Annotated in this window: 23 protein-coding genes and 1 pseudogene; 20 read left to right on the forward strand and 4 right to left on the reverse strand. The window is 43.3% G+C overall.

What is annotated here, in order from left to right; translation table 11 throughout:
- The 8 genes from IT392_06930 to IT392_06965 all read left to right on the forward strand — a co-directional run.
- A partial coding sequence (locus IT392_06930; GenBank protein MCC6544222.1) for a hypothetical protein occupies positions 1-1,043 on the forward strand: 1,043 nt, incomplete at its 5' end.
- A 6-nt stretch (positions 1,044-1,049) separates the two neighbouring features.
- Complete coding sequence (locus IT392_06935; protein MCC6544223.1) at positions 1,050-2,297, forward strand: hypothetical protein; 1,248 nt, start codon at positions 1,050-1,052, stop codon at positions 2,295-2,297.
- A gap of 21 nt (positions 2,298-2,318) precedes the next feature.
- Positions 2,319-3,620 (forward strand): NAD(P)-binding domain-containing protein, encoded by a 1,302-nt coding sequence (locus tag IT392_06940; protein ID MCC6544224.1) that lies wholly within the window; start codon positions 2,319-2,321, stop codon positions 3,618-3,620.
- Between the two features lie 39 nt (positions 3,621-3,659).
- On the forward strand, positions 3,660-4,634 hold the full coding sequence (locus IT392_06945; protein MCC6544225.1) for a radical SAM protein: 975 nt from the start codon (positions 3,660-3,662) through the stop codon (positions 4,632-4,634).
- 115 nt (positions 4,635-4,749) lie between these two features.
- Entirely contained in the window at positions 4,750-5,163 is a 414-nt protein-coding gene (locus tag IT392_06950; protein MCC6544226.1) for a hypothetical protein, read from the forward strand.
- 113 nt (positions 5,164-5,276) lie between these two features.
- Positions 5,277-7,217, forward strand: coding sequence for a cadmium-translocating P-type ATPase (gene cadA / locus IT392_06955; GenBank protein ID MCC6544227.1), 1,941 nt, complete (start codon positions 5,277-5,279; stop codon positions 7,215-7,217).
- 215 nt (positions 7,218-7,432) lie between these two features.
- The gene (locus IT392_06960) at positions 7,433-7,894 is read left to right on the forward strand and encodes a YHS domain-containing protein (protein ID MCC6544228.1); all 462 of its coding nucleotides are present in this window, start codon (positions 7,433-7,435) and stop codon (positions 7,892-7,894) included.
- A 131-nt stretch (positions 7,895-8,025) separates the two neighbouring features.
- Positions 8,026-9,384, forward strand: coding sequence for an MBL fold metallo-hydrolase (locus IT392_06965; GenBank protein ID MCC6544229.1), 1,359 nt, complete (start codon positions 8,026-8,028; stop codon positions 9,382-9,384).
- A 46-nt stretch (positions 9,385-9,430) separates the two neighbouring features.
- Here IT392_06965 and IT392_06970 read toward each other — a convergent pair whose 3' ends face one another.
- On the reverse strand, positions 9,431-9,850 hold the full coding sequence (locus IT392_06970) for a peptide chain release factor-like protein (GenBank protein MCC6544230.1): 420 nt from the start codon (positions 9,848-9,850) through the stop codon (positions 9,431-9,433).
- Positions 9,851-10,067: 217 nt separating this feature from the next.
- Here IT392_06970 and IT392_06975 point away from each other — a divergent pair, with 217 nt between their 5' ends.
- Entirely contained in the window at positions 10,068-10,904 is an 837-nt protein-coding gene (locus IT392_06975) for a YihY/virulence factor BrkB family protein (protein ID MCC6544231.1), read from the forward strand.
- Between the two features lie 3 nt (positions 10,905-10,907).
- Here the strand turns inward: IT392_06975 and IT392_06980 are convergent, their stop codons facing one another.
- Genes IT392_06980 through IT392_06990 form a run of 3 tightly spaced genes read right to left on the reverse strand, consistent with a single transcriptional unit; the run spans position 10,908 to position 16,816 of the window.
- Positions 10,908-14,024 carry an efflux RND transporter permease subunit gene (locus IT392_06980; GenBank protein MCC6544232.1) on the reverse strand — a complete coding sequence of 1,039 codons (3,117 nt, stop codon included), beginning with the start codon at positions 14,022-14,024 and terminating at the stop codon, positions 10,908-10,910.
- A gap of 14 nt (positions 14,025-14,038) precedes the next feature.
- On the reverse strand, positions 14,039-15,487 hold the full coding sequence (locus tag IT392_06985; GenBank protein MCC6544233.1) for an efflux RND transporter periplasmic adaptor subunit: 1,449 nt from the start codon (positions 15,485-15,487) through the stop codon (positions 14,039-14,041).
- Positions 15,488-16,816, reverse strand: coding sequence for a TolC family protein (locus tag IT392_06990; protein ID MCC6544234.1), 1,329 nt, complete (start codon positions 16,814-16,816; stop codon positions 15,488-15,490). It lies immediately after the preceding gene.
- A 49-nt stretch (positions 16,817-16,865) separates the two neighbouring features.
- Between IT392_06990 and IT392_06995 the strand changes: the two genes are divergently transcribed.
- The 11 genes and pseudogenes from IT392_06995 to IT392_07045 all read left to right on the forward strand — a co-directional run bounded on the left by IT392_06995 (position 16,866) and on the right by IT392_07045 (position 26,611).
- Positions 16,866-17,357 carry an AAA family ATPase gene (locus IT392_06995; GenBank protein ID MCC6544235.1) on the forward strand — a complete coding sequence of 164 codons (492 nt, stop codon included), beginning with the start codon at positions 16,866-16,868 and terminating at the stop codon, positions 17,355-17,357.
- A 155-nt stretch (positions 17,358-17,512) separates the two neighbouring features.
- On the forward strand, positions 17,513-17,929 hold the full coding sequence (locus IT392_07000; GenBank protein MCC6544236.1) for a hypothetical protein: 417 nt from the start codon (positions 17,513-17,515) through the stop codon (positions 17,927-17,929).
- A 140-nt stretch (positions 17,930-18,069) separates the two neighbouring features.
- Positions 18,070-18,750: a hypothetical protein gene (locus IT392_07005; GenBank protein MCC6544237.1), complete on the forward strand. Its 681-nt coding sequence runs from the start codon at positions 18,070-18,072 to the stop codon at positions 18,748-18,750.
- A 149-nt stretch (positions 18,751-18,899) separates the two neighbouring features.
- Positions 18,900-19,271 (forward strand): annotated as a pseudogene (locus tag IT392_07010) (DUF86 domain-containing protein).
- Positions 19,272-19,560: 289 nt separating this feature from the next.
- Positions 19,561-20,598, forward strand: coding sequence for a Fic family protein (locus IT392_07015; GenBank protein MCC6544238.1), 1,038 nt, complete (start codon positions 19,561-19,563; stop codon positions 20,596-20,598).
- A gap of 95 nt (positions 20,599-20,693) precedes the next feature.
- Positions 20,694-20,981, forward strand: a complete 288-nt coding sequence (locus tag IT392_07020; protein MCC6544239.1) for an HTH domain-containing protein — start codon at positions 20,694-20,696, stop codon at positions 20,979-20,981.
- Between the two features lie 130 nt (positions 20,982-21,111).
- Positions 21,112-22,272 (forward strand): penicillin-binding protein, encoded by a 1,161-nt coding sequence (locus IT392_07025; GenBank protein ID MCC6544240.1) that lies wholly within the window; start codon positions 21,112-21,114, stop codon positions 22,270-22,272.
- A gap of 55 nt (positions 22,273-22,327) precedes the next feature.
- On the forward strand, positions 22,328-23,149 hold the full coding sequence (locus IT392_07030; protein MCC6544241.1) for an outer membrane lipoprotein-sorting protein: 822 nt from the start codon (positions 22,328-22,330) through the stop codon (positions 23,147-23,149).
- 73 nt (positions 23,150-23,222) lie between these two features.
- The gene (locus IT392_07035; GenBank protein ID MCC6544242.1) at positions 23,223-25,010 is read left to right on the forward strand and encodes a HAMP domain-containing protein; all 1,788 of its coding nucleotides are present in this window, start codon (positions 23,223-23,225) and stop codon (positions 25,008-25,010) included.
- Between the two features lie 54 nt (positions 25,011-25,064).
- On the forward strand, positions 25,065-25,643 hold the full coding sequence (locus IT392_07040) for a YkgJ family cysteine cluster protein (protein MCC6544243.1): 579 nt from the start codon (positions 25,065-25,067) through the stop codon (positions 25,641-25,643).
- The gene (locus IT392_07045; GenBank protein MCC6544244.1) at positions 25,640-26,611 is read left to right on the forward strand and encodes a DUF2156 domain-containing protein; all 972 of its coding nucleotides are present in this window, start codon (positions 25,640-25,642) and stop codon (positions 26,609-26,611) included. The genes IT392_07040 and IT392_07045 overlap by 4 nt, the downstream gene beginning before the upstream one ends.
- The last annotated feature ends 48 nt before the right edge of the window (positions 26,612-26,659 follow it).

Raw genomic sequence — 26,659 nt, forward strand, 5'->3', positions numbered from 1 at the left:
AGAACTGTCACAAGTCTACCACTACATGGGCCTTCTCCCATGGTACTTTGACGACTGGCTGTGCAAGCTGTCATGCGACTTACAGCACACCGGTAAAACCTGCTAACCACACTGCAAACAACTGGACTATTTGTGAGACCTGTCATAAGTCTACGCTTGCATGGACATTCACTTATTCCCACGGCACAGCAACAACCGGCTGTGCAAGCTGTCATACGGCATACAGCAAACCTGCAAAGACGGCAAGTCACGCAACTAATAACTGGACTGTCTGTGAGACCTGTCATAAGTCTACTGTATCATGGGCTTTTACGCATCCTACTGCGACAACCGGCTGTGCAGGCTGTCATGCATCTTACAGCAAACCTGTAAAACCGGCGAGTCATGCTGCTAACAACTGGACTATTTGTGAAACTTGTCACAAGTCAACTACTGCATGGACATTCTCTCATGGCACTTCAACAACTAACTGTACGACCTGTCATGCAACCTACAGTAAACCTGTAAAGCCGGCAAGCCATACGACGAACAACTGGACTACTTGTCAGAATTGTCATACATCAACTACTGCATGGACATTCTCTCATGGCACTTCAACAACTAACTGTACGACCTGTCATGCAACGTACAGTAAACCTGTAAAGCCGGCAAGCCATACGACGAACAACTGGACTACTTGCCAGAATTGTCATACATCAACTACTGCATGGACCTTTTCTCATGGCACGTCAACGACAAACTGCACGACATGTCATGCAACATATAGTACACCTGCACGTCCGGCAAGTCACACAACGAACAACTGGACTACTTGTCAGAACTGTCATAAGTCAACGACCACATGGGCATTTACTCACCCCGCTACTACGTTCCCTCTCAATCATGGAGGCACTAACCCGAGCAGCTGTGCCTCATGTCATCCAGGGGGGGCTTACTCTAACAAGGGCGGGTGTATTGAATGTCATACAGCAAGAGGGAAAAAAGTTCATAAGACGACGCTGAACTCTGAATGTCTGCGATGTCACCCTGCTGGTAGAAAATAGAATAGAATGAAAATGACATCTATTGTTACATACATCATAGCTATATTAATTATCATTATATTACCAGCGAGTCATGTGTCAGGTGCCGAGTATCATGGCCTTGTCTCTATAGATGACTACTATTCCAACGACTCTTCCTCATCGTACGATTTTCATTTATTAACAACCCGGCTGCGCCTTGACGCTGAAAAATTAAACAAGGATGGAAACATTGCGGTTCATTTTGAAGGCAGAGAGCGACACAACCTTGGTTCAAAGGATTACAACAAGGGTATCAGCAGTGAACGCTTTGACGCCCTGAACATTGAATACACAGGCATTGGAAATTACTATATAGCAGCGGGGAGGTTAATGCCAAAAGAGCAGTATTCGGAGTCAGTGGATGGTATAAATATAGTCCGGCAATTCAAGGATACTGGTTTTGGCTTCTTTGCAGGGACCAAGCCCGATCCATATAATCAGGGTTTTAACTCTAATTTTACTGCTGCAGGAGCTTATTATTATTATCACAAGCCGACCCTCTCTGCCAATCTTGCCTTTAACCATAATGGGTATAAGGGCAAGACAGACAGACAATACCTGTATGGATTAGCATCATATTCACCTTCAAATAAAATCAGGTTATTTGGTACTATTACCGCAGATATTGATCAGAAATCAAAAGGCATTGATCTTTCTAATGCAATCGTTGAACTATCCTACCGCCCTGATTACCGGAAGGGATTTGCCATTGGGTATACTCAGTTTCGTGCAGTCCAGTTATATCAGTCAATGAACTTTGCTATAGATACAAGCATACAGCAATCATATTATATACAGGGTGATTACCGCTTAAATGACAAATATGCGTTATACGGAAGATTTAATCTTCAAACCCTCTACTATAATTCCCTGAAACAAAAGTTAAGCAGATCCACAACCTATCAGATAGGACTCAGGAATGACAACCTTTTTAACAGTAAGATTTCCATGGATTTAAATGCGACGACGGCGGATAGTTATGGATCCAAATATGACACGTATGAACTGCAATTCAGCCGCTTCTTTAATGAGACACTTCAAATGACCCTGCATAGCGCTTATATGCAGAGCACGAGCGATATTACCGGTTATACCGAAAATGCTATTATGTATGATTTGTCAGGATATTATTCTATCAGCAGGATGTGGAACGTGTCTTTATCATACCAGGTCAGGGATGCTGAAGAATCCAGCACAAACACACTTAGTTCAAGGATTATGTATAAGTTTTAATAATGAGTACCGGAGGAACGGATGATAGATACTATTATTTCACCTTTAGTTATTGCTGTTGCGGTAGGGGCATATGTAGCGCATCAAAGCAAGAGGAGCAGAAAGAACCTGAAGAAAATAAGCAAGGCAAGAGAATACGGCACCCATGAACCGGTTCATATACACCCCCTCGTGGACCCTGGTGTATGTATAGGCAGCGGGGCTTGTGCAACCGCATGCCCTGAAAAGGATATTCTGGGCCTTGTGAATGGGCGTGCAAGTCTGATCAATTCTTCACACTGCATAGGACATGGTGCATGCGCTTCTGCATGCCCTGTAGGGGCAATCAAACTTGTCTTTGGTACAGAGACTCGCGGAGTAGATATACCATATGTAACCCCTAATTTTGAGACGAACGTGAAAGGTGTTTTCATCGTCGGTGAGCTTGGGGGTATGGGACTGATTAAAAATGCCGTTACTCAGGGACGTGAGGTTATTGAATATATGTTGTGCCGTCTCCGGAGTGCTGACAAGAAACGGGATGACATACTTGATACCGTGATAATCGGAGCCGGTCCTGCCGGGATATCTGCTTCCCTTGCGGCAGTAGAAAACAACCTGAGGTTTGTCACATTAGAGCAGGAGGATATTGGAGGAACAGTCCTGCAGTATCCCCGGCATAAGATCGTCATGACCTCTCCTATGGACCTGCCGATATACGGAAAGGTAAAACTTGGTGAGACGAGTAAAAAGGCCCTTCTTGATCTCTGGATGACAGTAATAAATAAGTCCGAACTGAAGATCAGGACGCAAGAGAAGATGACAGATGTTAAACAGGACGATGATTGTTTCAAGGTCTTTACCAATAAGGGTGAGTATGTTACAAGGACGATAGTGCTGGCTATCGGTCGCCGCGGAACACCAAGAAAACTTGGCGTTCAAGGGGAAAAATTACCTAAAGTTGCATACAGGTTATTGGAACCTGAACAGCACAGGGACCAGCATCTGTTAGTCGTGGGAGGCGGGGACAGCGCTGTCGAGGCTGCTATTGCCCTGTCAGACCAGCCGGGCAATGTAGTCACGCTCTCCTATCGTGGCGATGCCTTCAGCCGTATAAAGCCAATGAACAAAGAACGTCTTGACAAGATGATAGAAAAACAATCAGTAGAAGTTATACTGAATTCCAATGTTAAAGAGATAGGAGAGAAGTCAGTCAGGATAGCGATTAAAGACGATGTGACTGATATACCCAATGACTATGTATATATATTTGCCGGCGGCGAACTCCCCAATGAATTCCTCAGCAAGATCGGGGTCAGGATAGAGAAGAGATTCGGGACATAATTTTGATATGTCAATGTTTTTGGAGTAAAATATGCAGTTATGCCGGAATATCTTGAACTATTTCACACAGGTGAACTGCATAAACGATCTGAGGTCATGGAAGAGAAGCTCAGAGGGTGTAAGCTTTGTCCACGTGAATGCAAGGTTGACAGGGCTAAGGATGAGTACGGATTCTGCCGTTCCGGCCTCCTTCCCATAGTTGCAAGCTACTGTATCCATCATGGTGAGGAACCTGTACTCTCAGGAACAAGGGGTTCAGGTACAATATTTTTCGGCTACTGCAATCTGCGATGTGTCTTCTGTCAGAACCACCAGATTTCTCAACCTGTAAGTTCAATTAGAAATAAAGAAATAAGTATTGAACGTCTTGCAGACATCATGCTTGAACTGCAGGCAAGTGGCTGTCACAACATTAACTTTGTCTCCCCGTCACATTGCAGTGCCCAGATTGTCAAGGCTGTTGAAATAGCAGCAGCAGAGGGGCTTAACATCCCGCTTGTATATAACAGTAACGGTTATGATTCCATTGAGACGCTTAAATTGCTGGATGGAATAATTGGTATATACCTTCCTGACATAAAATATGATGATGACAATACTGCATTTAAATATTCAATGGCTGCGGATTATGTGATTCATTCAAAGGCTGCAATTTGTGAGATGAAACGGCAGGTTGGTGATCTTGAGGTTGATGAAAAGGGAATTGCAGTAAAGGGGTTGATAATCAGACACCTCGTATTGCCCAACAATCTGTCTGACAGTGAGGCAGTTTTCAGGTTTATAAGTGAAGAGATTGGAGAGAAGACATTTATCAGCACAATGTCCCAATACTTTCCTGCGCATAAGGCACTAAATCATCCACTACTTACGAGATCAATACGCGAGAGTGAGTATGACAAGGTTCTGGGATGGATTGAAAAGTATGGGCTTGATAACGGGTGGGTGCAGGATTTTTCAAGTCGCGACTACTATTGTCCGGATTTCGAAAGAGATCAACCATTTGCCTTAGAGTAAAAAGATTTACCACATTAGTTGCCTGAATTTTTCCTTGACATTCTACGGTATGTAGAATATTCTTTTAGAAAACCAAAAGTGCCTCGAAAGAGGCGAGAGATGAAGGAGGAGGAAAATGAAGATAAAGATTAAAAGCACATTAATAACACTTTTTACTCTGTTTGCGGCATTTGCATTTATAGGAGGTATTTCCTGGGGAGAAATGAAGCATGTCCCTTCAGAGGGGGTAAGTAAAATAGAGAATGGAATAAAGGCCACTCTCAAAGTTACGCCATCTAAAAATATGGTTGACTTGATACTTAAGGATGCTAAGACAGGAAAGCTGGTAACAGAGGCCGATGTAAATGCAAAGATTCAATTGCCGAACGACAGCTATGTGGAAAAGAAACTCATCGGGATGAAGATGGGAAGCGTATTCTCCTTTATGAACTCACTCGATATGAGCAGGAAAGGGACATACTATTTAGAGATTACTGTAAGGGCTGCAAATAAAGAGATAAGGTTTAATTTCGAACACCAATTAAAGTAGCCTAAAGGGACGGAGATAATATGCATGAGGAACATTCCATAGGTACAGCTCACGCTGGTCATGAAGGACAAAACCATACGGAGAAGCATGACCACGGGGCGCATCACGCACGCATGGTTGCGGACTTTAGGAAGCGTTTTTGGATCTCCATAGTTATCACATTTCCCATCCTTATTCTCTCTCCTATGCTGCAAAGGGTGGTCGGACTTCGGGAGGCTATTCACTTCACTGGGGATATCTATCTCCTGTTTGCACTTTCTTCTATCGTCTTCTTTTATGGCGGCTGGCCATTCCTCAAGGGATTGTTCGATGAATTGACATCTTTGAAGCCTGGAATGATGACCCTCATTGCTATCGCCATTACAACAGCGTATGTGTATAGCAGCGCTATCGTGTTCGGCCTCGCAGGCAAAATGTTTTTTTGGGAACTGGCAACATTGATTGACATCATGCTTCTGGGCCATTGGATTGAGATGAAGTCGCTCATGGGTGCTTCGCGTGCACTGGAGGAATTGGCAAAGCTCATGCCCTCAGACGCCCACAAGCTCATGCCCGACGGGAGCATCAAAGAAGTTCCGGTCAGCGAACTCGTGATTGGTGACAAAGTCCTGGTGAAACCCGGAGAGAAAATTCCTGCCGACGGTGCTGTCCTGGAGGGAGAAACTTCAGTGAACGAAGCGATGCTGACAGGCGAATCTCAACCCATCACGAAAAAAATGGGGAGTAAAGTGATAGGTGGCTCCATCAACGGCGAGGGATCCATTACTATCGAAGTGAAAGGAACTGGCAAAGACTCTTTCCTCTCGCAGGTTGTCGTCCTGGTCAAGCAGGCGCAAGAGAGCAAATCGAAAACGCAGGATCTCGCCAACACAGCGGCACTGTGGCTCACCCTCATTGCCCTGGGTGGAGGCGCCATCACGCTTTTCCTCTGGTTGTTCGTCATGAACCGAGACTTCGCCTTTGCAATGGAGCGCACGGTCACTGTCATGGTCATAGCCTGCCCGCACGCGCTTGGTTTGGCAGTACCGCTGGTGGTTGCGGTCTCCACGGCACTGGCCGCGACAAACGGGCTGCTGATCCGCAATCGCGCAGCTTTTGAACGCTCCCGAAAACTCCAGGCGATCATCTTCGACAAGACCGGCACGCTCACAGAAGGCCGGTTTGGCGTAACCGAAACCATTGTATTCTCCAATGATATCAATGAACAGCAAGTGCTGAATTATGCTGCGGCGGTTGATGCCCATTCCGAGCATCCCATCGCAAAGGCAATTGTAGCGTCAGCGAAGGAATCGCTGCCCGTCGAAGGTTTCAAGTCTATTCCAGGCAAGGGAGCGGAGGGCAATGTCAATGGCAAGCAGGTCAAAGTCGTCAGTCCAGGCTATCTGCGCGAGCAGAAGCTTTCTGTCACCGACAAGCGGGCGGAAGGACTGAAATCAGAGGGCAAGACCGTCGTGTTCGTCCTGATTGATGGAGCGTTGAAAGGCGCGATAGCCCTGGCCGACATAGTCCGGCCCGAATCGAAGCAGGCCATTGCGTCGCTCAAAGCAATGAACATTCGCTGCATGATGCTCACAGGGGACAATAAGCAGGTGGCCCAATGGGTGTCGGAACGAATCGGGCTGGATGAATATTTTGCCGAGGTGCTGCCGCAGGATAAAGCGGCCAAGGTGAAGGAAGTGCAGGCCCGGGGTCTGGTCGTCGGTATGACCGGCGACGGTGTAAACGACGCCCCGGCGCTGGCACAGTCCGATGTGGGCATAGCCATTGGTGCTGGAACGGATGTGGCCGTCGAGACAGCCGACATTATTCTGGTCCGCAGCAATCCGCTCGATGTCCTAGCCATCATCATGCTGGCCAACGCCACCTACCGTAAAATGGTGCAGAACCTCATTTGGGCCACGGGCTATAACTTGTTCGCTATTCCTTTAGCTGCCGGAGCGCTCTATGGCTACGGTTTCCTGCTCACCCCGGCGCTGGGCGCGGTGCTCATGTCGTTTAGCACAGTGATTGTGGCCGTAAATGCGAGGTTGCTTCACATTGCAAGGGAAGCGTAAGCGAGTTCGCCATCGCTTACGAAACTGGATCATCCCAGTTCAGGCTGGAACAGCTCAGGCGTTGTCAGATTTAAGGGTGTGGATATATCCAGGGCAACAGCTATAGAACTTGTGATAAAAGATATGGCCGGGGACAAAGATAGCGTCTTCAGGTTTGACATAAAGTAATGTTCATTATAAGATTACTTAAGCTCCAGCCAGAGGAGGTAAGTAAAATGGCGAAGGACCCTGTCTGTAAGATGGATGTGGATGAAATAACGGCTGTTCATTATACCCACTACCGGCACGAAACCATCTATTTCTGTTCCGAGATCTGCAAACAATCCTTTGATATGGACCATGAATCGGTTAAACGGTCATGGTGGCAGCGCCGGATGGATCGGATGATTGAAGCCAACCGGAAACTCTTTGGGGAAAATCCGTCTCAAACCGTGCACGGAGGTATCATGAACACGTTCCCCGAACTCAGTGATAACCTTGGCGAGGCCGGTCTGGTGATTGATCCGGTTTGCCAGATGGAAATTCATAAGGGAGAAGCGGCAGATTCAAGGAGTTATGAAGGAAAAATCTATTATTTCTGTGCTGTGGAATGCGGGATCCGGTTTGATCAACATCCTGAGATTTATACAGGGAAGATGAAAGACCCATTAGAGGGGGAAGTGGATCAGAATGGATAAGATATTCGATACTCCTATGGTAGTATTTCTGAGCCACAGGACTTAACATTACAAGTCCAAAGCTTGTTGACAGAAAAATCTCCTACTGCTAATTTATCCCCAGACAAAACTAATTTCAGAAAGATACATTAATGAAGCTTCAGTTCTTAGGTGCAACTCATACAGTTACCGGATCAAAGTACTTAATTGAACACAACCGCAGAAAGGTATTGATTGATTGCGGTCTTTTTCAGGGGCTCAAGGAGCTTCGTCTCCGCAACCGGGAACCTTTTCCGATTGATCCGCAAAAAATAGACAGTGTTGTGCTTACCCATGCACATATTGACCACACAGGCTATCTTCCAGTACTCATGACACAGGGCTTCAGGGGTTCTATCTACTGCACCTCAGGCACGCGCGATCTTTGCCGGATACTTCTTCCGGATAGCGGAAGACTGCAGGAAGAAGAGGCAGGGTATGCCAACAGAAAGGGGTTCTCCAAACACAAACCAGCGCTTCCTCTTTATACAGAAGAAGATGCCATGCAAGTCCTGGGTCTGTTCCGTACCATTCCTTATGAGACTCAGTTTGATCTCGGTGATGGCATTAATCTGAAACTGATCAAATCAGGTCATATCATTGGATCTGCCTTTGTATCGCTTACAAATGGAAAGACGTCCATTTTGTTCTCCGGCGACCTTGGACGCGAAAAAGATTTAGTACTGCGGTCGCCAGGACTTATAACTGAAAGCGATTATCTTGTTCTTGAATCCACTTATGGCGATCGTTTGCATGATCCGAGAGATCCGCAGGATCAGGTTGAAGAGATCATTAATCGAGCGGTTGCTCGAAATGGGGTAGTCATAGTCCCCGCGTTTTCAGTCGGACGCACACAGACCTTGCTTTACATTCTTCATTTATTGAAGATGAAAGGGCGGATACCGGACATACCTGTGTATTTAAACAGTCCCATGTCCATCAGCGCTACCGACGTCTTTTTTGATTATCCCGGCGAGCAGCGTCTGAATCCGGATCAGCGTGAAGGTATCAGCAATGTGGCCAAATTCATCAACAGCCCTGAAGAATCAAAAGCGCTAAACGCAAAGAAGGGCCCCATGATCATTATCTCGGCAAGCGGGATGGCAACCGGTGGACGCGTCCTTCATCATTTGAAGGCATTTGCTCCTGACCCGAACAATACAATAGTATTTACCGGATTCCAGGCAGCAGGCACACGCGGTGCGTCAATGATTGCTAACGCAGAGAGTGTAAAAATCCACGGCCAGTATATTCCGGTCAGGGCAGAAGTAGATGTAGTTCACAATCTATCGGCCCATGCAGATCAACATGAAATATTAAAATGGTTATCGCACTTCAGAAAACCGCCGAAGACCACCTTTATTACCCATGGAGAGCCGCAGGCAGCGCAAACCCTCAGGGAAAAAATCGAAGATACCCTCCATTGGAATTGTAAAATCCCGGAATATCTTGAGAAAATAGAGCTTTTATAACAATCACATGATTTGAAAACCGGGCGGGAGGATATCACATATAGATTTACTCATTCAATTTGATTCTTCCGGAGCGGAGCTTTTTCTTTTGAGACTGGATTTTCTTATCAGCAAGCATTTTCTCTTTGGATCTTTTTGAACGTTTCCTCTTCTGGCGGCGAATTTTTTCAATTTTCTCTCTTTCTTCGCTCTCCTTTCCCCTTATCATCTGCTCTATTTTCTTAACAAGGAGTACCCTTGCGTGAAATCGGTTCAGAGATTGAGAACGTTCTCTCTGGCATTTAACCTCGAGACCGCTTGGAATGTGTCTCAGATAAACACAGGTCGAGACCTTATTGACATTCTGTCCCCCTTTTCCACTGGAACGGATAAAAGATTCCCTGATGTCATCTTCCCGGATATTCAGGGAATCCATCTTTTCTCTAAGTTCATTTTCTTTTGAAAGACTGACAGGAAACGTTCCCATAATGATTTTGTACCATTCAACCTCTCTCTTGACTCTGCCCTGGTTATGTTTTAGCAAGTTATCACTTTTTCTTAAATAAGTCCAAGCGCAGATTGTTCCTGATTGAGTGATTATTTGACATGCATGGGCCGCTGCTTATATTGACCTTCTGTATGTTAACAACTATAATTCAAGAAGACGGCGACATAAAGATTCTTTTCCTCCTCTTCACAATAAGATGAAATTAATATTCAAAAGTATCACTGATTTTTTTAAAGATGATGGTCCGCTGCTTGCAGGTTCCATTTCCTACTTCTTCGTCATGGCCATCATCCCCTTTTCCTTCATAATTATAGCAATCATTGGTTATGTCCTTGGGGAAAAGCAGGAGTTCTATGCCTTTCTATTAAATAAATTATTAAATTTATTCCCTAAAGCAACTTACTCAATAACCAAAGAATTGGGTAAAATCATTACCTTTAAAAGGATCGGTTTTTTTACGCTATTAATCTATGGGATATTTTCCTATCAGCTGTACTCCGCTGTAGAACGGGCCTTAAATATCATATTTAAAATTGGAAGCAAAAGATCACTTGTTCTTTCTATATTACTTTCTATATCACTGGTGACACTGATGATTACACTTCTTCTCATCTCCTTTGGCGCAACATCAGTTATATCCATGGTGAAAATTCTTGATCAGTTTTTCCCGGGACTGGTAATCAGCAGGATAGCGGGCTTCCTCATAGCCTTTGTTATCCCTCTTTTTCTAACAATTCTCACAGCGACAGCCCTGTATATACTGCTTCCAAAGAGAAGAGTATTATTCATTCATGCGTTGCTGGGCGGGCTTTTTACGGCACTATTCATTGAGGCGGCCAAACATGTTTTTACTTTTTATGTGGCATCGAAACTGTACAAACTCGGAGCTGTATACGGACCTATTTCGGCATTTATCACTTTCTTAATGTGGGTATTCTATGCCGTATCTATATTCCTGATAGGTGCAGAGGTTGTTCACAATCTTGGAGACCGCCGGAAGACAAGAGAGATTTACAAGTCTTTACATAAGTGATTTTCATTTAAACTTCCAGCCCTTCCAAACAATGTAAATCGCCGGCAACACAAGCAATTCCATCAGGGTTGATGTAACCATACCTCCTACCATTGGCGCCGCTATCCTCTTCATCACATCAGCCCCCGCACCAGTCCCCCACATGATTGGAAGAAGGCCGGCAATAATAGCTGTTACAGTCATCAATTTTGGTCTCACCCTCAATACTGTTCCTTCAACTATCGCATCCCGCAGGTCCTCGTAGCTGTTCATCTTTCCCTCCTCCTTTCGCCTCTCATAAGAGTATTTCAGGTAAATGAGCATTACAATCCCTGTCTCAGCATCAACACCCGCAAGGGCAATAAAACCTACCCAAACAGCAATACTGAGGTTGTAACCCAATAGAAAAAGAATCCATGATGCACCTATCAATGAGAACGGTATCGCAAGGAGAATGATCAGCGTCTCTGTAAAAGACTTGAAATTAAAATAAAGCAACAGCACTATAATAAACAACGTCAGCGGTATAATGTATCTAAGTCGTTCCCAAACCCTCGCCATATATTCATACTGACCACTCCATGTTATATAATAACCGGGCGGAAATTTTATATTCTCAATCACTGCCTTTTTTGCATCAGCGACATAGCCGCCAATATCACTGTCACTGACATCTACATAAACCCATGTATTTAAAAGGGCATTCTCTGTTTTTATGCCTGCCACCCCCTTGCTCAGTCGTATATCAGCGACTTGAGATAAAGGGATATGCTGTCCTGTCATGGTCGGCACAAGGACACGGCCTATCTTATCCACACTATCCCTTAGTTCCCTCTTGTATCTGACATTGATGGGGTATCTCTCAAGTCCCTCAACGGTAGTAGATATGTTCTCCCCTCCGATAGCAGACATTATTACCTGTTGAATGTCTGCTATCTTAAGCCCATACCTCGCTGCTTCTTCCCGTTTTATATCAATGTCAATATAGTAACCTCCTATGAGCCTCTCCGCATAAACACTGGCCGTACCTGGAATGGTCTTCACAACTGACTCTATCTCTGTCGCAAGACGCTCAATAGTATTTAAGTCCTTTCCAAAGACTTTTATGCCCACGGGGGTTCGGATTCCCGTAGAGAGCATGTCTATCCTGGCCTTAATAGGCATGGTCCAGGCATTGGTCACTCCCGGCATCTCAAGGGCTTTATTCATCTCATCAATAAGTTTCTTCTGTGTCATACCAGTTCGCCACGTATCTTCAGGCTTCAGGTTTATAATCGTCTCAAACATCTCCATTGGGGCAGGATCTGTGGCAGTCATCGCCCTTCCGGCCTTTCCAAAGACAGACTCAACCTCAGGGAAGCTCTTTATAATCTTGTCCTGTGTCTGCATCAACTCAGCGGCCTTTGTCACAGATATGCCAGGAAGTGTAACAGGCATGAACATCAATGTCCCCTCGTTAAGCGGCGGCATAAATTCAGATCCAAGCCTGGAAAAGGGATAGATGCTGATGGCAAGAATAACAACAGCAATAATGATTGTCGTCTTTTTAAACCTTAATACGATATCTATAGCCGGCCGGTAAATATAGATCAAAAACCTTGAAACAGGATTCTTCTCTTCGGGCATTATGTGCCCCCTTATGAAATATCCCATAAGGATAGGCACGAGTGTAATAGACAATAAGGCGGCAGCAGCCATTGAAAAGGTCTTTGTGTAGGCAAGGGGCTTAAACAGGCGACCTTCCTGAGCTTCAAGAGTAAAAACAGGTACAAAGGAAACGGTTATTATGAGAAGAGAAAAAAACAGTGCGGGGCCTACCTCTTTACTCGCATCAAGGATTATCTCCCATCTGTCTTTCTCCTGAATCATGACTCCTGACTTGTGACGCCTTTCAAAGTGCTTATGGGCATTTTCTATCATAACGATGGCTGCATCTATCATCGCTCCTATGGCTATGGCTATGCCGCCAAGGCTCATGATATTTGCATTGATCCCAAGATAATACATCACGATAAACGACATCAGGATAGCTATAGGCAGCATAAGAATGGCAACAAGAGCGCTCCTGAAGTGCAGTAGAAAGATGATACATACTATGGATACAACAATAAATTCTTCGGTAAGCTTTTCCGTCAAGGTATGTATTGCGCTGAGTATCAGGTGACTCCTGTCGTATGTGGTAATAATCTTTACGCCCGGCGGCAGACCTGGCTTGATCTCTTCAATCTTATTCTTTACATTACTGATTACGTTGAGCGCATTCTCCCCGAATCTCATTACAACGATGCCGCCTACAACCTCACCCTCCCCATCCCGTTCTACAATCCCCCTTCGCTCATCCGGACCAAGCTCAACACGCGCAACATCCTGAATCCTGATAGGTGTCCCGCTTTGATCTACCTTAAGAACGATATTCTCTATGTCAGGCAGTTTCTTTATATAACCAAGCCCCCTGACCATATACTCGCGTTCCGATAACTCAACAACCCTCCCTCCGACATCAACATTTCCCATCTTTATGGAATCCACCACATCCTTAAGAGATATGTTGTAAGTAAGAAGCTTGTTGGGGTCTATATTCACCTGGTACTGTTTTACAAATCCTCCAATGGAGGCTACTTCGGAGACCCCGGGGACTGTCGCAAGCTGGTATCGTACATACCAGTCCTGTATACTCCTGAGCTCTGCAAGGTTGTATCCCTTACCTTCTATGCTGTATTCAAAGACCCATCCAACTCCTGTTGCATCCGGACCAATAGTCGGGGATACACCCTTTGGGAGCTTTCCGGAGGCAAAGTTCAGATATTCAAGTACTCGTGAGCGGGCCCAGTATATATCAGTGCCGTCTTCAAAGATGATATATACGAATGATACACCAAAGAAGGAAAAGCCCCTCACTACCTTGCTCTTGGGAACTGCAAGCATTGCAGTAGTAAGAGGATAAGTAATCTGATCTTCAACTACCTGCGGGGCCTGGCCCGGATACTCTGTATAGATTATGACCTGAACATCAGAGAGATCGGGGATTGCGTCGAGAGGGGTTTTATAAAGAGTCCATATACCCCATATTATTGCCATTGCAGTGAAGAGGAGTACGATAAACTTATTCTTTATAGAAAATTCGATTATTTTGTTCAGCATAATATCCTGGAGATTTAATGCATATGCTGCATGTGCTCATGCTCATTCTTTTCAATTTTTGTCTTCTTCTTTGTTGCTTCAGTCTTCTTGACTTTCTTGTCGGATAAAACCTTTTTGTCTTCCTTTTTGCCTTCCGTGCTTTCTGTCGAATGCTCCCCATGCTGATGGCTTGCCATCCCGCCAAGCGCTGCCTTGAGATTGCTCTCTGAATCTATGAGGAAGTTTGCAGAGGTTACCACTGACTCTCCTGCCCTTACTCCCGTCAGGATCTCATAGTAACCCTCAGCCTTTCCCCCAACCTTCACATTACGGGGCTCAAACCGACCATCACCCTTATCTACAATTACCAATTGCCTGACCCCTGTATCTATCAGGGCAGAATCCGGTACAGCAAGGGCGTTAGAGGATTCTTCAACCCCCAGTTCAATATTTACATACATACCTAATTTTAACTTATGAGCAGGGTTTTTAAGCACAAACCTTATCTTGGCGGTTCTTATTTCTGCGCTGCCTTCAGGTGTATAGGTAACCGTTCCGAGGTGGGTATAAATATGTGCTACAGCAGCCATGTATAGCTCCCCCGGGGAATAGGAAGGGGAAATCTTTGCCATCTGACCCATTCGTACAAACGGTAATTCGTATTCATAAAGCTCTCCATAAACCCACACTGATGTATGATCTATAATCTTAAAGAGAGGCTCTCCTGCTTCGATCCTTTGTCCTTCAACCACCATCTTTTCTGTAACACTTCCTTGAGCCGGGGCCCGGATCGTCATGGTCCGTGTGATCTTTCCGTCCTCTTCCAGTCTCTTTATCTGGTCATCTGAAATATCCCAGTATTTAAGGCGCTGCCTTGCGGCGTTCAGCATTGATTCTGTACTGCTCCTTACCTCAGGATATGGACTATCCTTAACTTTCTTTTTTTCCTTAAACACAAGCAGATATTCCTCCTGTGCAGAGACAAGCTCAGGGCTGTATAATTCCAGGAGGGGTTCATTGTGTTCAACCATCTGATCTGTCCTGTTCAAGTAAAGCTTTTCCACCCAGCCGCCGACCTTGGCGTTAATGATGAACACCTTCGTCTCATCAGGGTCAACCCTTCCTATGGTCCTTATAATCCGTTTCAGATGACGCCGTTTAACTACTTCTGACCTGACTCCTATCTTTTGAATCTTTTCTGTGCTGATCCTGACCGTACCGGGTAATTCCGCTTCTGACGCCACCTTGTCATCTTCTTCATAGACAGGTATGTAGTCCATACCCATATTATCCCTGGCTGGAGTTGGTGAGGTAACGGCCGGGTTCATAGGATTTCGGTAAAATAGTATCTTTTTTCCTTTCGTTGCAGGGCCTGTTTTCATATTTACACCTGCAGGTATTACATAGAACATCATAAGTGCACCGATACCAATACCGATTAATAAGCCTGCTGCAAGAATTATATATGGTTTAGTTTTCATCATTTAATGCAGTTCCTCCCCCACTACACGCTCTAACAAGACCAATCTCTTATAATAAGTTGTTACAGCTTCTATATAATCTATCTTTGTCTTTTTCAGCAATCGCTCTGTATCCAGCAGTGTTAGAAAGTCTACCCTGCCGCTTTGATAGTTCTTGAGCGCTGACTCAAATGAGAGCTCTGCCTGTGGAATGAGGCTTGTCACATATAGCATCGTGATCCTGTCAGCTGTCTCGACCTTAACCACACCCTCTTTAACCTTGGCGTTTATCATATTTTCTTCTGCCTTCACTCTTGACCTCATTGCATCAGCCATGTTTACTCGTTCACCCACCTGATTCTCATACTTTGCCCTCCATAGAGGGATATTTATCTGAAACATGGCATCCCACGCATCGAACCTCCCGTCCCGCTGGATCGGCGCTATCCCCAGCATAAAATCGGGGTAGTAGTTCTTCCTCGTAAGTTCAACCTCGCTCTCTTTATTTTCCACTTCATATTTCATAAGTTTGAGTTCCGGATTAACTTCAAGCGCCTTATTTGTCAGGCTGCCGAGATCTAATTTAACTTTTTCTTCAGGCAATTTTTCTGATGAAATAGTAAGGGTATTATCATCCTGCGGCCTGTTTAATAATGCCTTTATTTCCGCATGAACTACATCCTTTTCCGCTTCAAGCTCAAGGACTTCGTTTAAAAGCATGGTCAACTCAACCTGTGCTTTTATGACATCCTGCTGCGATACCTCTCCAACAGCATATTTAGTCTCAGCAATCCGGATCATACTGGATAGCAAACCCTTGATTTCTTCAAGAGTCCTGATTGATGTTGTCAAAAGAAGATACTCATAGTATGCCTCCTTGACCATTGTAATGGTCTCAAGTTCCTTTGACTGTAGTTCGGCCTCTGACATCATGACTTCCAACAGTGCAATTCGTCTCTCCAATTGAAGCTTGCCGGGATATGGGAGCATCTGGCTTACCTCATACCGTGTCTGCATTGCATTACCAGGGATGGGGAAAGGGTTTTCCTTTGACAGGTCCATCATCTCTATTTTGAGCCTTGGATCATCCAATATTCCCTCTGCCCTGGCCCCTGCCTCTTTGGCCTTCATATTCTGACGAAGTGCCTGAATTGACGGATTGTTAAGTTTTGCCTCCTCTATGACTCGCTTAAGAGTCAGTGTGTCCTGAGCAACGGCAAACGACACAGGCAGCGGGCAGAGGGTAGCAGGTAGCAGAATTAAGAGGAAAATAAAAGAAAGATAACGCATATATGCGTTAATATATTCTACGACTCGTAGAATGTCAAGAAAAACCTTGTGATTTATAATCACGATCACGCAATTTTATTCGTTATAAGATAACAAGCTTAGGTGACAACGAATGCTCATTGTGACTTTAACCCCTGCAGAGGCACAGGAAGCTGACAACATCCTCTTCTTTGACGAGGCTGATACATTCCTGTTCCCAAGAAAATCAGCCCGGCAATCATGGGAGATCAGTTTTACCAACGAAATATTAACGCAACTTGAAAGTTTTAAGGGGACGGTGTTTTTTGCAACAAATGACATGGATGGGCTTGACCATGCTGCACTGAGACGGTTCAAGTTTAAAATAGAATTTAAACCCCTCACGCCTGAAGGCAATCTCATTTTTTACAATACTCTATTAAAAGGACTGGCGTCTGACAGCAACCTTTCGACAGGAGAAGTAATTGCTATAAAGGGCATTAAAAACCTTACTCCCGGAGACTTTGCTGTAGTAAAAGACCAGATGTCTTTTGCAGGGCCTGCTTCTATTACACATAAGATGTTGATAGAGGCCTTGGCAAATGATGTCAGATATAAAAAAATAGGAAAGGAGATAGGGTTTTAACAGGTATGGATTATTTGATAACGTTCTTTACTATGAGAAACAGGGCGTGATTATATAATGCAAAAATGTTTGCCGAGTCATAGGATATTATTGAGTGGAACGTTTTTGGAGATGCAATTTGGATACATTAAATCGACATCATAAAGGATATGGCTATGTTTAAGACTGATATATGGAAAGATTACATACCCAAGGAAAGAGTTGGCAAACTTTGTTATTATTTATGCTCAAAGCAATCTATATTACCCATCCGTGATATATTAGATGACCATGGTGCTGGCAATAAAATGGAGCCGAATATCGAAACAGAGACTTATAATTGGTATTGCTCTTATAACCAGACATCAGTGCAGGCAGCAATAAATAATGGTTTATCTCATATTTTGTTTATCACAAAATACACTGGGTACAAGGAAGAATATCGTAATCGCTACTTCATCGTTGGTTATTACGAAATTGGGGGGATAGCAATAAAAGAAGAGAGAAGAGTAATTCAAGCGGTAAAAACATGTTTTGTTCCTGTTGACAAATCTTCGATATGCTACTCAGAGGATTGCTGGAGATTTACTTGATGAAATAATAAATCATCTTAACAAAGGTAATGCATTCAATGATTTTACACAAGAAGTTGAGGGTCTTAAACTAAAACAAGACCAAAAGAAAAATAGAAATTGTCGTAGTGGTTTACGTAATTGCTGAGGTAGAGTGAATTATGCAAATCCTCTTGCTCAGAGTAGGAATTGATCTTGGAACAGGAGGCGCCTTGGGGCCTATCTTTCCAGGCAGAACTTTCGAGTATGTACCGATTCCTGAGAGCAAACCATCTTCCCGCTCCGTAAAATATTCTAATATCAATGCAAGATATGGAGGTACACTCGACCAGTTTGTACCGCTCAACATCCTCATTGACGGTGGGTATGCTCATCTTGATCCAGAATTTGAAACATTCACTTATGGTGACCCGACGAAGAATAAGAGAGGTCAGCTACTACGCTTGATGGAAGGTGGCCTGCTTGTATTTTATGCCGGGCTGTGTCCACCAGAACAGAACAAAGGCTCTGTTTTGTACCTCATTGGTTTTTTCACTATAGATTGCGTATACGAGGTTAATGATAGACAGCCTTGGCCTCTGCCTGTTTTACGGCATCTCTGGGCAAACGCACACTTTCGAAGGGACAACCCGGATGATGGCCTTGTAGTTGTACAAGGTAAGCTGGATGAAAGCCGTCTTCTTGAAAGAGCTGTTCCTATGTCCGATGAACACCAGAACATCCTGCCTGAATTATATGATACATTAGGTTTAGAGGGTTCTATCAAGCGTAGTGGTGCAGGACGCTGGGTACCCGATCCTTGGGTACAGAGGGCTGCTGAATGGATTCTCCGCCAATTATAAGGGATTACAGAGTGGCAAAAATGTTAATATGTTCAAATTTATGGATCTAAAATTTCCCCTTGAGGATTTATTTGAACGGAAAATTGATCTGGTAACCATTGATGCCCTAAGACCACAATTAAAGGATGATATCCTGCAGGAAGTAATATATGCATAGAGAATATAAGCTCTATCTTGAAGATATTCTGACCTCTGTCAATAAGATCAGTAATTATCAAGGTGATAGTTCCTATGAGTCACTTCTTGCGGATGAGATGAGACTGGATGCTATTGTGAGAAATTTTGAGATCATAGGAGAAGCTGCCAGCAACATTCCTGTAGAAATTAGAGACAAATATCCTGCTGTTGAATAGAGAAAGATTTCTGATTTCAGAAATGTCCTGGCCCATGAATATTTTGGGATAAACTTTAAAATTATGTGGGATATCATAAAGAATAAACTCCCAAAGTTGATGCAGGATATAAAAACAATAGTTGAAAACGAAAATATTTCAGGAGATTCGGGGGACGTACTTAAATAGAGATGTTTGCATTTTATAAGGATTATATGGCAAACTTTAATAAAAAGAATCAAAAAGAGAAAATAAGAAGAAAAGGCAAGTAAAAAAGCTCAACATTAAAAACCTGTAGGAGAACCTGACAAGGTGGCAGAAAAACCACGAAGATATAAACTCTCTCAGGCAAGCCTGTCAGGAAGAGGTTCTAAATTGGATGGTAAGGTCCATGGAGTTCGAGAGGGAGCCAGTGGATATAAACCGCCTGAAGGAGATTCTGGCGAATTCCGGGAATTTCGAGAAGTGAAAGAAAGCGATGTTCAAACCAAAATATACCATAACCTCCGAAATTCTTAATAACCTCATAAAAACAGCCGCAGCAAAGGCAGTAATTGATAATGCTTATCTCATTCCCAGGTGGGAGGTTGCATTGCGGAGAGAGGCGTTAATCAAGAATGCCCATGCCTCGACAGCAATTGAGGGCAATCCCCTTACGCTTGAACAAGTCTCTGAGCTTGCAAGAGGCAGGGATATTATTGCAACGAGAAAGGCAAAGTCGGAAGTCATGAACTATTTGAAAGTGCTTGAGGACCTTCCGGATTTATCTGAAGCTGGCGTGATTACTGAAAAGGTAATCTTAAAGATCCACAAACTTCTTACAAAAGACGTTCTTGAAAACCATGCTGACTGCGGCGTATACAGAAACAGACAGGTGGTGATCGGAAATAGAATGACAGGAGTAATTACTTTCAGACCTCCTGAAACAAAAGATGTTCCGATTCTCATGGGAAAGTTAGTTAAATGGTTAAACAGCAGGGATGCACTTGAAACAAATCCGGTGCTTACTGCAGGGATAAGTCATTATGAATTTGTAAGAATTCACCCTTTTATTGATGGCAATGGACGAACAGCACGGGCGTTGGCAAGTCTCATTTTATATTTAAGAGGATTTGATACTAAGCGATTTTTTGCTCTTGATGATTATTATGACAGCGACAGGCAGTCGTACTATACTGCCCTCCAGAGTGTTGATCCCGCGACACTTGATACGACGAAATGGATTGATTATTTTACCTATGGTGTGGCTCTGCAAACAGACAAGGTAAGAGAAAGGATTTTGTCCCTGAGCAGTGATATGAAAAGAAAACAGCTAAAGGGACAGATAGCCCTTACTGAAAGACAAATGAAGATCGTTGAGAGGGTAAATGCAAACGGACATATTACAAACAAGATAATCAGAGAGATGTTTAAACTGTCTGATGAGGGGGCTCTTAAAGAAATACACAAGCTTGTAAAACTCGGTGTTGTCAAAGCTGAAGGGAAGGGCCGCAGTATCAGATATGTCCTTGTCTGAGTTGGCGATTAGTTGGCAATTGAGTTGGCGATTAAGTAACAGTACAATAAGGGGAAGCCATCTGATGACTTGTCTGACAACACCCTCTCCTCTCCATCCTTAGACATCTTGATATACGTAAACAGTGCACACCTGAAACCCTGGCAGAAGAATTCGGCACTACACAGCGGAACATCTACAGTGATTTGAAAGATCTTGATTCCTCAGGGTTTTCAATTACCTTGCCAGGCGAGAGTTCATCTATGGTTGCAATCTTGATGACATGGGGTGTTTCTTCAGTTGGAATAACTCCCGATGTGGTCCTTGTTGATTTTTTCCCCCATTTAAATTCGATTTCCAACTTTTTTCTTCCGTGTTTTTCCGTTAAAAAATCCTTTGTATAGATTAACTTACAAGTAAGCTTTTGTCGAATAACCCTTACAACCCGAACGATGTTGAATATATAGTACCACTTATTTACAATAAGAATAGATGAAAACCTTTTTTTCTTTATTGCTTACGCTTTTAACTATAATGCTAGTTATAGTTATAGGCTCAGTGCTGTGGGTATATAAACTTTCCCGGGAGATACCGGATGACCGGGTCATAATAAATTTCAGTCATGATGCTGCAACTACAGTTTATGATAAGGATGGGCGGGTACTTATTACACTGAGAGAAGATAAAGATCAGATATGGGTAAACCTTTCTGAAATATCATCATCTGTGCGGGACTCACTGATAGCAACTGAAGACCCTTACTTTATGAGACACAGCGGCATTGATTACAAACAGACATGGGAGTCCATAAAAGACAATCTCAGGGTATGGCGATTAGTAAGGGGAGGGAGTACAATTACCCAGCAGGTTGCTAAAAATGTCTTCCTGACAAATGAAAAGACCTTTTCCAGGAAGATAGGCGAGTTCTTCCTTGCAAGAAGGCTGGAAAAGCTCCTCCCCAAGGAGAGGATTATTGAGATATACCTGAATGAAGTTGGATGGGGCTATGGAATATATGGTGTGGAGCTTGCATCCAGATATTACCTTGACAAGCATGCAGCAGACCTTAATGTTGCCGAGTCTGCATTTATGATTGCTATGCTCCGTAATCCTGCCACCTATAACCCCTATAAGAACTTTGAAAAGGTAATAACCCGCCAGCAACTGGTACTTAAGCTAATGTTGAGGCATAAGTTGATAGAGGAGGAGAAGTATAATGAGGCCCTCTCATATAAAATTGATCTTCGAAGGAATAAAAAAAACAAACGGTTCAGTCGTATTGGTCTTGGTGAAACGAGTGACGAGGAAAAGGTAATTCCCTGTCACAAACGTTTAATAAGGGATTATCTGGTTAAGACACTGGGACATAATTTGATATTTGATGCAGGAGTAGAAATTCGCTCAACTTTAGATGAAGATATTCAGGATAAGTTGGAGAGCATAATTAATAAAGTTGAAAAACAATCTTTTTTTGATTCAAAGAAAAGGGGCAGTCAGCAGAGAAAGATTGTAGTATTATCATCAAAAAACAAGATCAGGGCTATCGGTTGTACCTCGATGGACAGGGAGATATTTAATTACATAAAGACACTTGGGGCACCTGTAAATAATTATGAATACCGTGTGATTCCTGAAAGGGAGGTACCGTGGAATGATATTTTATTGATTGTTGCAGGTAGTGAAAATACCTTGTAAATCAATATATATTCAGTTAAAATATATTATTTTTGATATCGAAAGGAGATATAACGTGTTAAAAAGAGGAACTTTATTTCTTGGTTTATGGCTTTTAGTAAGTATGTCTCTGCTTTCTGTAACAACCCCATCAGTGACATATGCTGAACTTACTGCTGATGAAATTGCTGCTAAGTCAGAGGATGTATATCCTGGAACAGATCAGCAATCAAAGCTTACCTTTATCATCCGGGAGGCTGACGGGGCAGAGAGAAAGGTGGTGTTGAGACGCTACTGGAAAAATTATCAGAAAGATTCTGAATTCGACTCCAAGGTACTTGTTTTCAACGAATACCCTCCCGATACAAAGGGCAATGCATTTATGGTATGGACTTATAAGGCATCTTCACAAAAACCTGAAGATTTATGGATATATCTTCCCATACTGAGGAAAGTCCAGAAACTGCCGGAGCACCCTGACGAGATTTTCAGCGGCGCAAATCTCAGACCCTCCGATATGATACCAAGGGAAGTTTCCCTGGACAGACACAAATTGCTTCGTGAGGAGACTATCGAAAATCAACAATATTATGTCATCGAAAGTACGCCTAAGGTAAAGGATCCTAACTATACATACGGTAAGGTTATTAAATGGGTAAAAAAGAATGATTTTCTAAAGGAACGTATTGACTATTATGATGCTGATGGGACAATGCTTAAGAAACAGCTCATTACATGGAAGAAGGTAAAAGATGCGTATGTCTGGGAAAAGGTCGTCCTTACTAATGTCAAGACAGACGTCCAGACGATTCTGAATATAAGCGATGTTGAAATTAACACCGGACTTACAGATTCAGCCTTTACAGAAAGGGCTATGTCTTCCGGCAGGGTGAAGTAAGCGCTTTTCGGGGCACAAATATATTAATCCCCTCTCCATCAGGGAGAGGGCAGGGTGAGGGTGGGTATTACGAGTGAAAAAAACAGGCCTGCAAAAAAGGCTTATAACCTCTATCCTTGCAGTCAGTTTTGCTGCAGGTCTGATTGTGCTGATACTTGTTTACTATACAGGCCGGTCCACTTTAAAAGAGAGTATTGGCGCTACATTTCGAGAGCTTGCAGAGACTGTAAGCAGTACCATAGACCTTTCTATTGCTTATCATATCGAAGAGGCGAAATTACTCGCATCAGCACAGAGCATCCTGTCGGCAATTGAAGATTCAAACCTGTTGTATGAGGGCGAGACCAATCAGGAAATCGAAAAGAGGATAAAGGAAATAGATGCCAGATGGACAGGTGGTGTTGGAGTCAATGCTTACCTCTTCGAGGTACTAAATAACAGGGCAACCAATTATCTTAAAGAATTTTCCGCGAGTGGTGAGAGAGGTGTATACAATATAATATTGGTTACTAATGAGAAGGGGGCTGTTGTAGGTGCTACAGAAAAACCGAGTCATTACAGTCATATCAATGAGAAATGGTGGCGTTCCGCTTATAATAACGGGGTAGGCGGCATTTATGTCAGCGATATCTATTTTAACGAGGAGTTTGGTGTAAAAACCCTTGACATAGCAACTCCTGTTATGAAAGGCGGAAAGGCAATGGGAGTGATCCTTATGTCCCATAATGTTGACGTCTTTTTAAAATTTATTTCAGCTACTAAGGTTGGATCTACAGATAATGTCATGCTCGCTAACTCTGATGGTACCATATTGTTTTCGCCACCCTCTGGCACAAAAGAACCTCAGATGGACAAGGGACTGCTCCAGGATATATCAAAGGAAACTTCAGGGTGGCTTACAACCAGGGCAGATGTGACGTATCGCGGAAGGCAGTCAATAGTAGGTTATTCTCCTGTTAAGATTACTGCCGAACTTGGAAAAGATAATATCAATGGAAAACGCTGGTATGTATTTACGAGCCAGGACCCGTCAGAAACCTTTATGCCCGTATATTCCCTTCTTCTGCGTATTGGAATAGCCGGCCTTGCAGGTGCAGGCCTTATTGCAATCCTTGCATATATTACTGCAGGAAAGATTGTACGGCCGGTAAAAGAACTTCAAAAGGGAGCTGAGCAGATGGGTGGCGGTGATCTTGACTACAGGATAACAGTCAACACCGGAGATGAGATAGAAGACCTCGCAACTAATTTTAATGACATGGCATCAAAACTGAAGCTCTTCTATATAAAGCTTGAAGAGATGGTGAAGGAACGGACCAGGGAACTGGAGCAAAGAAATGAGGAGATATCAATTCTTTATTCAACTGCTACGACGTTAAATCAGTCACTTGATGCTGACAAGACATTTTCCGAATCATTAAAGACCCTGATAGAGGTAATGAAGGCGGATGCAGGCGTTATCTGGATGCTCGACAATAAACTAAGGAGATTTACTATTGCAGCATCTCAGAATATTGATTTAAAGCCGGAGCGTGAAAAGAGAATGTCAGAGATATTTGAATTTATCGGAGACAAGATTATCCACGACGGCAAGTTGTGGGCGTCTGAAAATATAACAGTAGATGACCGGCTTGAGAACGTACAGGTACCTGAAGAAGAATTTATTTCGATAGCCGGAATACCGCTTAAATCAAAGGACAAAGTCGTGGCAATCATGTTTCTTCTTAACAAGAATATCAAGGCCCTGACGTCAAGAGAAGAGGATATGTTGTTATCAATCGGCAGTCACATAGGTATAGCTGTTGAAAACTCCCTCCTGTTTGCGAAACTGCTCAGACATGATGAGCCTGAAACACTATGATGACAATATAATGTTTTGCTCCTGCAACACAGTGCATTAAAAGGGTATTTTCTGATGATCATAACCCAGATAGTCCCCCCGGAGTGGTGCTTCAAGTGTGACGTCTGCTGTCGTTTTCCTGAAAAGGATAGTTTCCTTGCACCCTACTTTACACATGATGAAATTTTGACTGCTCTCGCATACGTTGCTGAGAGCGCACATGCTGAGGGAACAGCATTTTATTCTGTTCTTAATCCTCCTCCGCACGGTGGCTGCAAAATTTCTCTTATTCCCTTCGAAGAAGGTTTTATATGCCCTGAATTTAACCCTGTATCTGCCCATTGTAAGATATATGACGTCAGACCGTTTGACTGCATCATCTACCCCTTTGCACTAATGTGGTCTGCAGAGGGTAAGGAGATTTTGCTTGGGGTGGACATGAAGTGTCCTTATATTGCAGAGTTTATTAATTCGGAAAGTCTGAGAGATGCTTATATAGAAATGAGCGCTATTATTGACTCATCACCGGTACTCGATATTATTTCAAAAAACCCCGCTTTTATAGGACCTTACCAGCATGATGTCAGTCATGCAGAAACACTAATAAACCTTACTCAGGAAATTACCTGTTCTCGTTACAGGGGTCAGAATTGAGTTCTTTCCCCGCTTTTCCCGGCCTTATCCCACTGAAGATAAAACATAAGCCCCGCATTGACAGCATTCTTACCAGTCAAAATACCATGCTTTCCGCCTATTCGTTTGTTGCCCATTATATCTGGCGTGATCACTTCAATTTTCATTGGGGAATAATAGATGGTTATTTCTGTTTGTTCGCACAGTATGATGACTATGTCTACATGCCTGTTCCTCCGGTATCACTTGAAAAAAATATTTCAAATCCTTCTGCACTCCCTTTTTCTAAAGGTGGGATTAAGGAGGTTCCATCTTCAGCTATCATAAATGAAGTATTCAATATTATGGATAAGATAAATAACAATAAGGCTGTCTCCCGCATTGAAAATATTGACGAGTCCTGGATAGATTCTTTCGTTGCTGCAGGATATAAGATTAAACCGGGTGAGCCTGAGTATGTCTATCTGCGTAAAGACCTTGCCACAATAAAAGGTGATCCCTATAAATCAAAGAGGGTCATGTGCAATTATTTTGAGAAACATTACAGATACAGTTATGAGCCTATTGAATCGGGACATGCCGTCCAATGTATTGAACTCTTTAATTTGTGGAGGCAAATTAGAGCTAAAAAGGTGAGTGATTCCTTTTTTAATGCCATTCTTGAAGACTCCTTTCGGGTACACATAGAGGCCATAAATAATTATGAAACACTTGAGTTATCAGGCCGGGTTGTCATAATTGATAATAAGGTGGAGGGTTATATCTTCGGGTTTGAAAGGAATAAGGATCTCTTATATGCCTTGTTAGAAGTGACGAATCCCTGCATTAAGGGACTGGCACAATTTATTTTCAGGGAATTCTGTAGAGAAAAGGACGGATATAGATACATTAATACAATGGGCGACTCAGGACTTGAGAATCTACGGACAGTCAAACAATCTTACAGACCCGTCTGTCTGGCACAAGCATTCACGGCATACATGGATTAGCGTAACAGCCTGGTGAAGGGTGGTGAAATGTCAACCTGAACCTTGTCA

The sequence above is a fragment of the Nitrospirota bacterium genome, from assembly GCA_020846775.1.
Taxonomy (GTDB): Bacteria; Nitrospirota; 9FT-COMBO-42-15; order HDB-SIOI813; family HDB-SIOI813; genus RBG-16-43-11.

What these genes read in the sequence shown, in the direction of transcription:
- IT392_06935 (MCC6544223.1), top strand. Translation starts at nt 1,050, where the DNA reads ATGAAAATGACATCTATTGTTACATACATCATAGCTATATTAATTATC.
- IT392_06940 (MCC6544224.1), top strand. Translation starts at nt 2,319, where the DNA reads ATGATAGATACTATTATTTCACCTTTAGTTATTGCTGTTGCGGTAGGG.
- IT392_06945 (MCC6544225.1), top strand. Translation starts at nt 3,660, where the DNA reads ATGCCGGAATATCTTGAACTATTTCACACAGGTGAACTGCATAAACGA.
- IT392_06950 (MCC6544226.1), top strand. Translation starts at nt 4,750, where the DNA reads ATGAAGATAAAGATTAAAAGCACATTAATAACACTTTTTACTCTGTTT.
- cadA (MCC6544227.1), top strand. Translation starts at nt 5,277, where the DNA reads ATGGTTGCGGACTTTAGGAAGCGTTTTTGGATCTCCATAGTTATCACA.
- IT392_06960 (MCC6544228.1), top strand. Translation starts at nt 7,433, where the DNA reads ATGGCGAAGGACCCTGTCTGTAAGATGGATGTGGATGAAATAACGGCT.
- IT392_06965 (MCC6544229.1), top strand. Translation starts at nt 8,026, where the DNA reads ATGAAGCTTCAGTTCTTAGGTGCAACTCATACAGTTACCGGATCAAAG.
- IT392_06970 (MCC6544230.1), bottom strand. Translation starts at nt 9,850, where the DNA reads ATGGGAACGTTTCCTGTCAGTCTTTCAAAAGAAAATGAACTTAGAGAA.
- IT392_06975 (MCC6544231.1), top strand. Translation starts at nt 10,068, where the DNA reads ATGAAATTAATATTCAAAAGTATCACTGATTTTTTTAAAGATGATGGT.
- IT392_06980 (MCC6544232.1), bottom strand. Translation starts at nt 14,024, where the DNA reads ATGCTGAACAAAATAATCGAATTTTCTATAAAGAATAAGTTTATCGTA.
- IT392_06985 (MCC6544233.1), bottom strand. Translation starts at nt 15,487, where the DNA reads ATGATGAAAACTAAACCATATATAATTCTTGCAGCAGGCTTATTAATC.
- IT392_06995 (MCC6544235.1), top strand. Translation starts at nt 16,866, where the DNA reads ATGCTCATTGTGACTTTAACCCCTGCAGAGGCACAGGAAGCTGACAAC.
- IT392_07000 (MCC6544236.1), top strand. Translation starts at nt 17,513, where the DNA reads ATGTTTAAGACTGATATATGGAAAGATTACATACCCAAGGAAAGAGTT.
- IT392_07005 (MCC6544237.1), top strand. Translation starts at nt 18,070, where the DNA reads ATGCAAATCCTCTTGCTCAGAGTAGGAATTGATCTTGGAACAGGAGGC.
- IT392_07015 (MCC6544238.1), top strand. Translation starts at nt 19,561, where the DNA reads ATGTTCAAACCAAAATATACCATAACCTCCGAAATTCTTAATAACCTC.
- IT392_07025 (MCC6544240.1), top strand. Translation starts at nt 21,112, where the DNA reads ATGCTAGTTATAGTTATAGGCTCAGTGCTGTGGGTATATAAACTTTCC.
- IT392_07040 (MCC6544243.1), top strand. Translation starts at nt 25,065, where the DNA reads ATGATCATAACCCAGATAGTCCCCCCGGAGTGGTGCTTCAAGTGTGAC.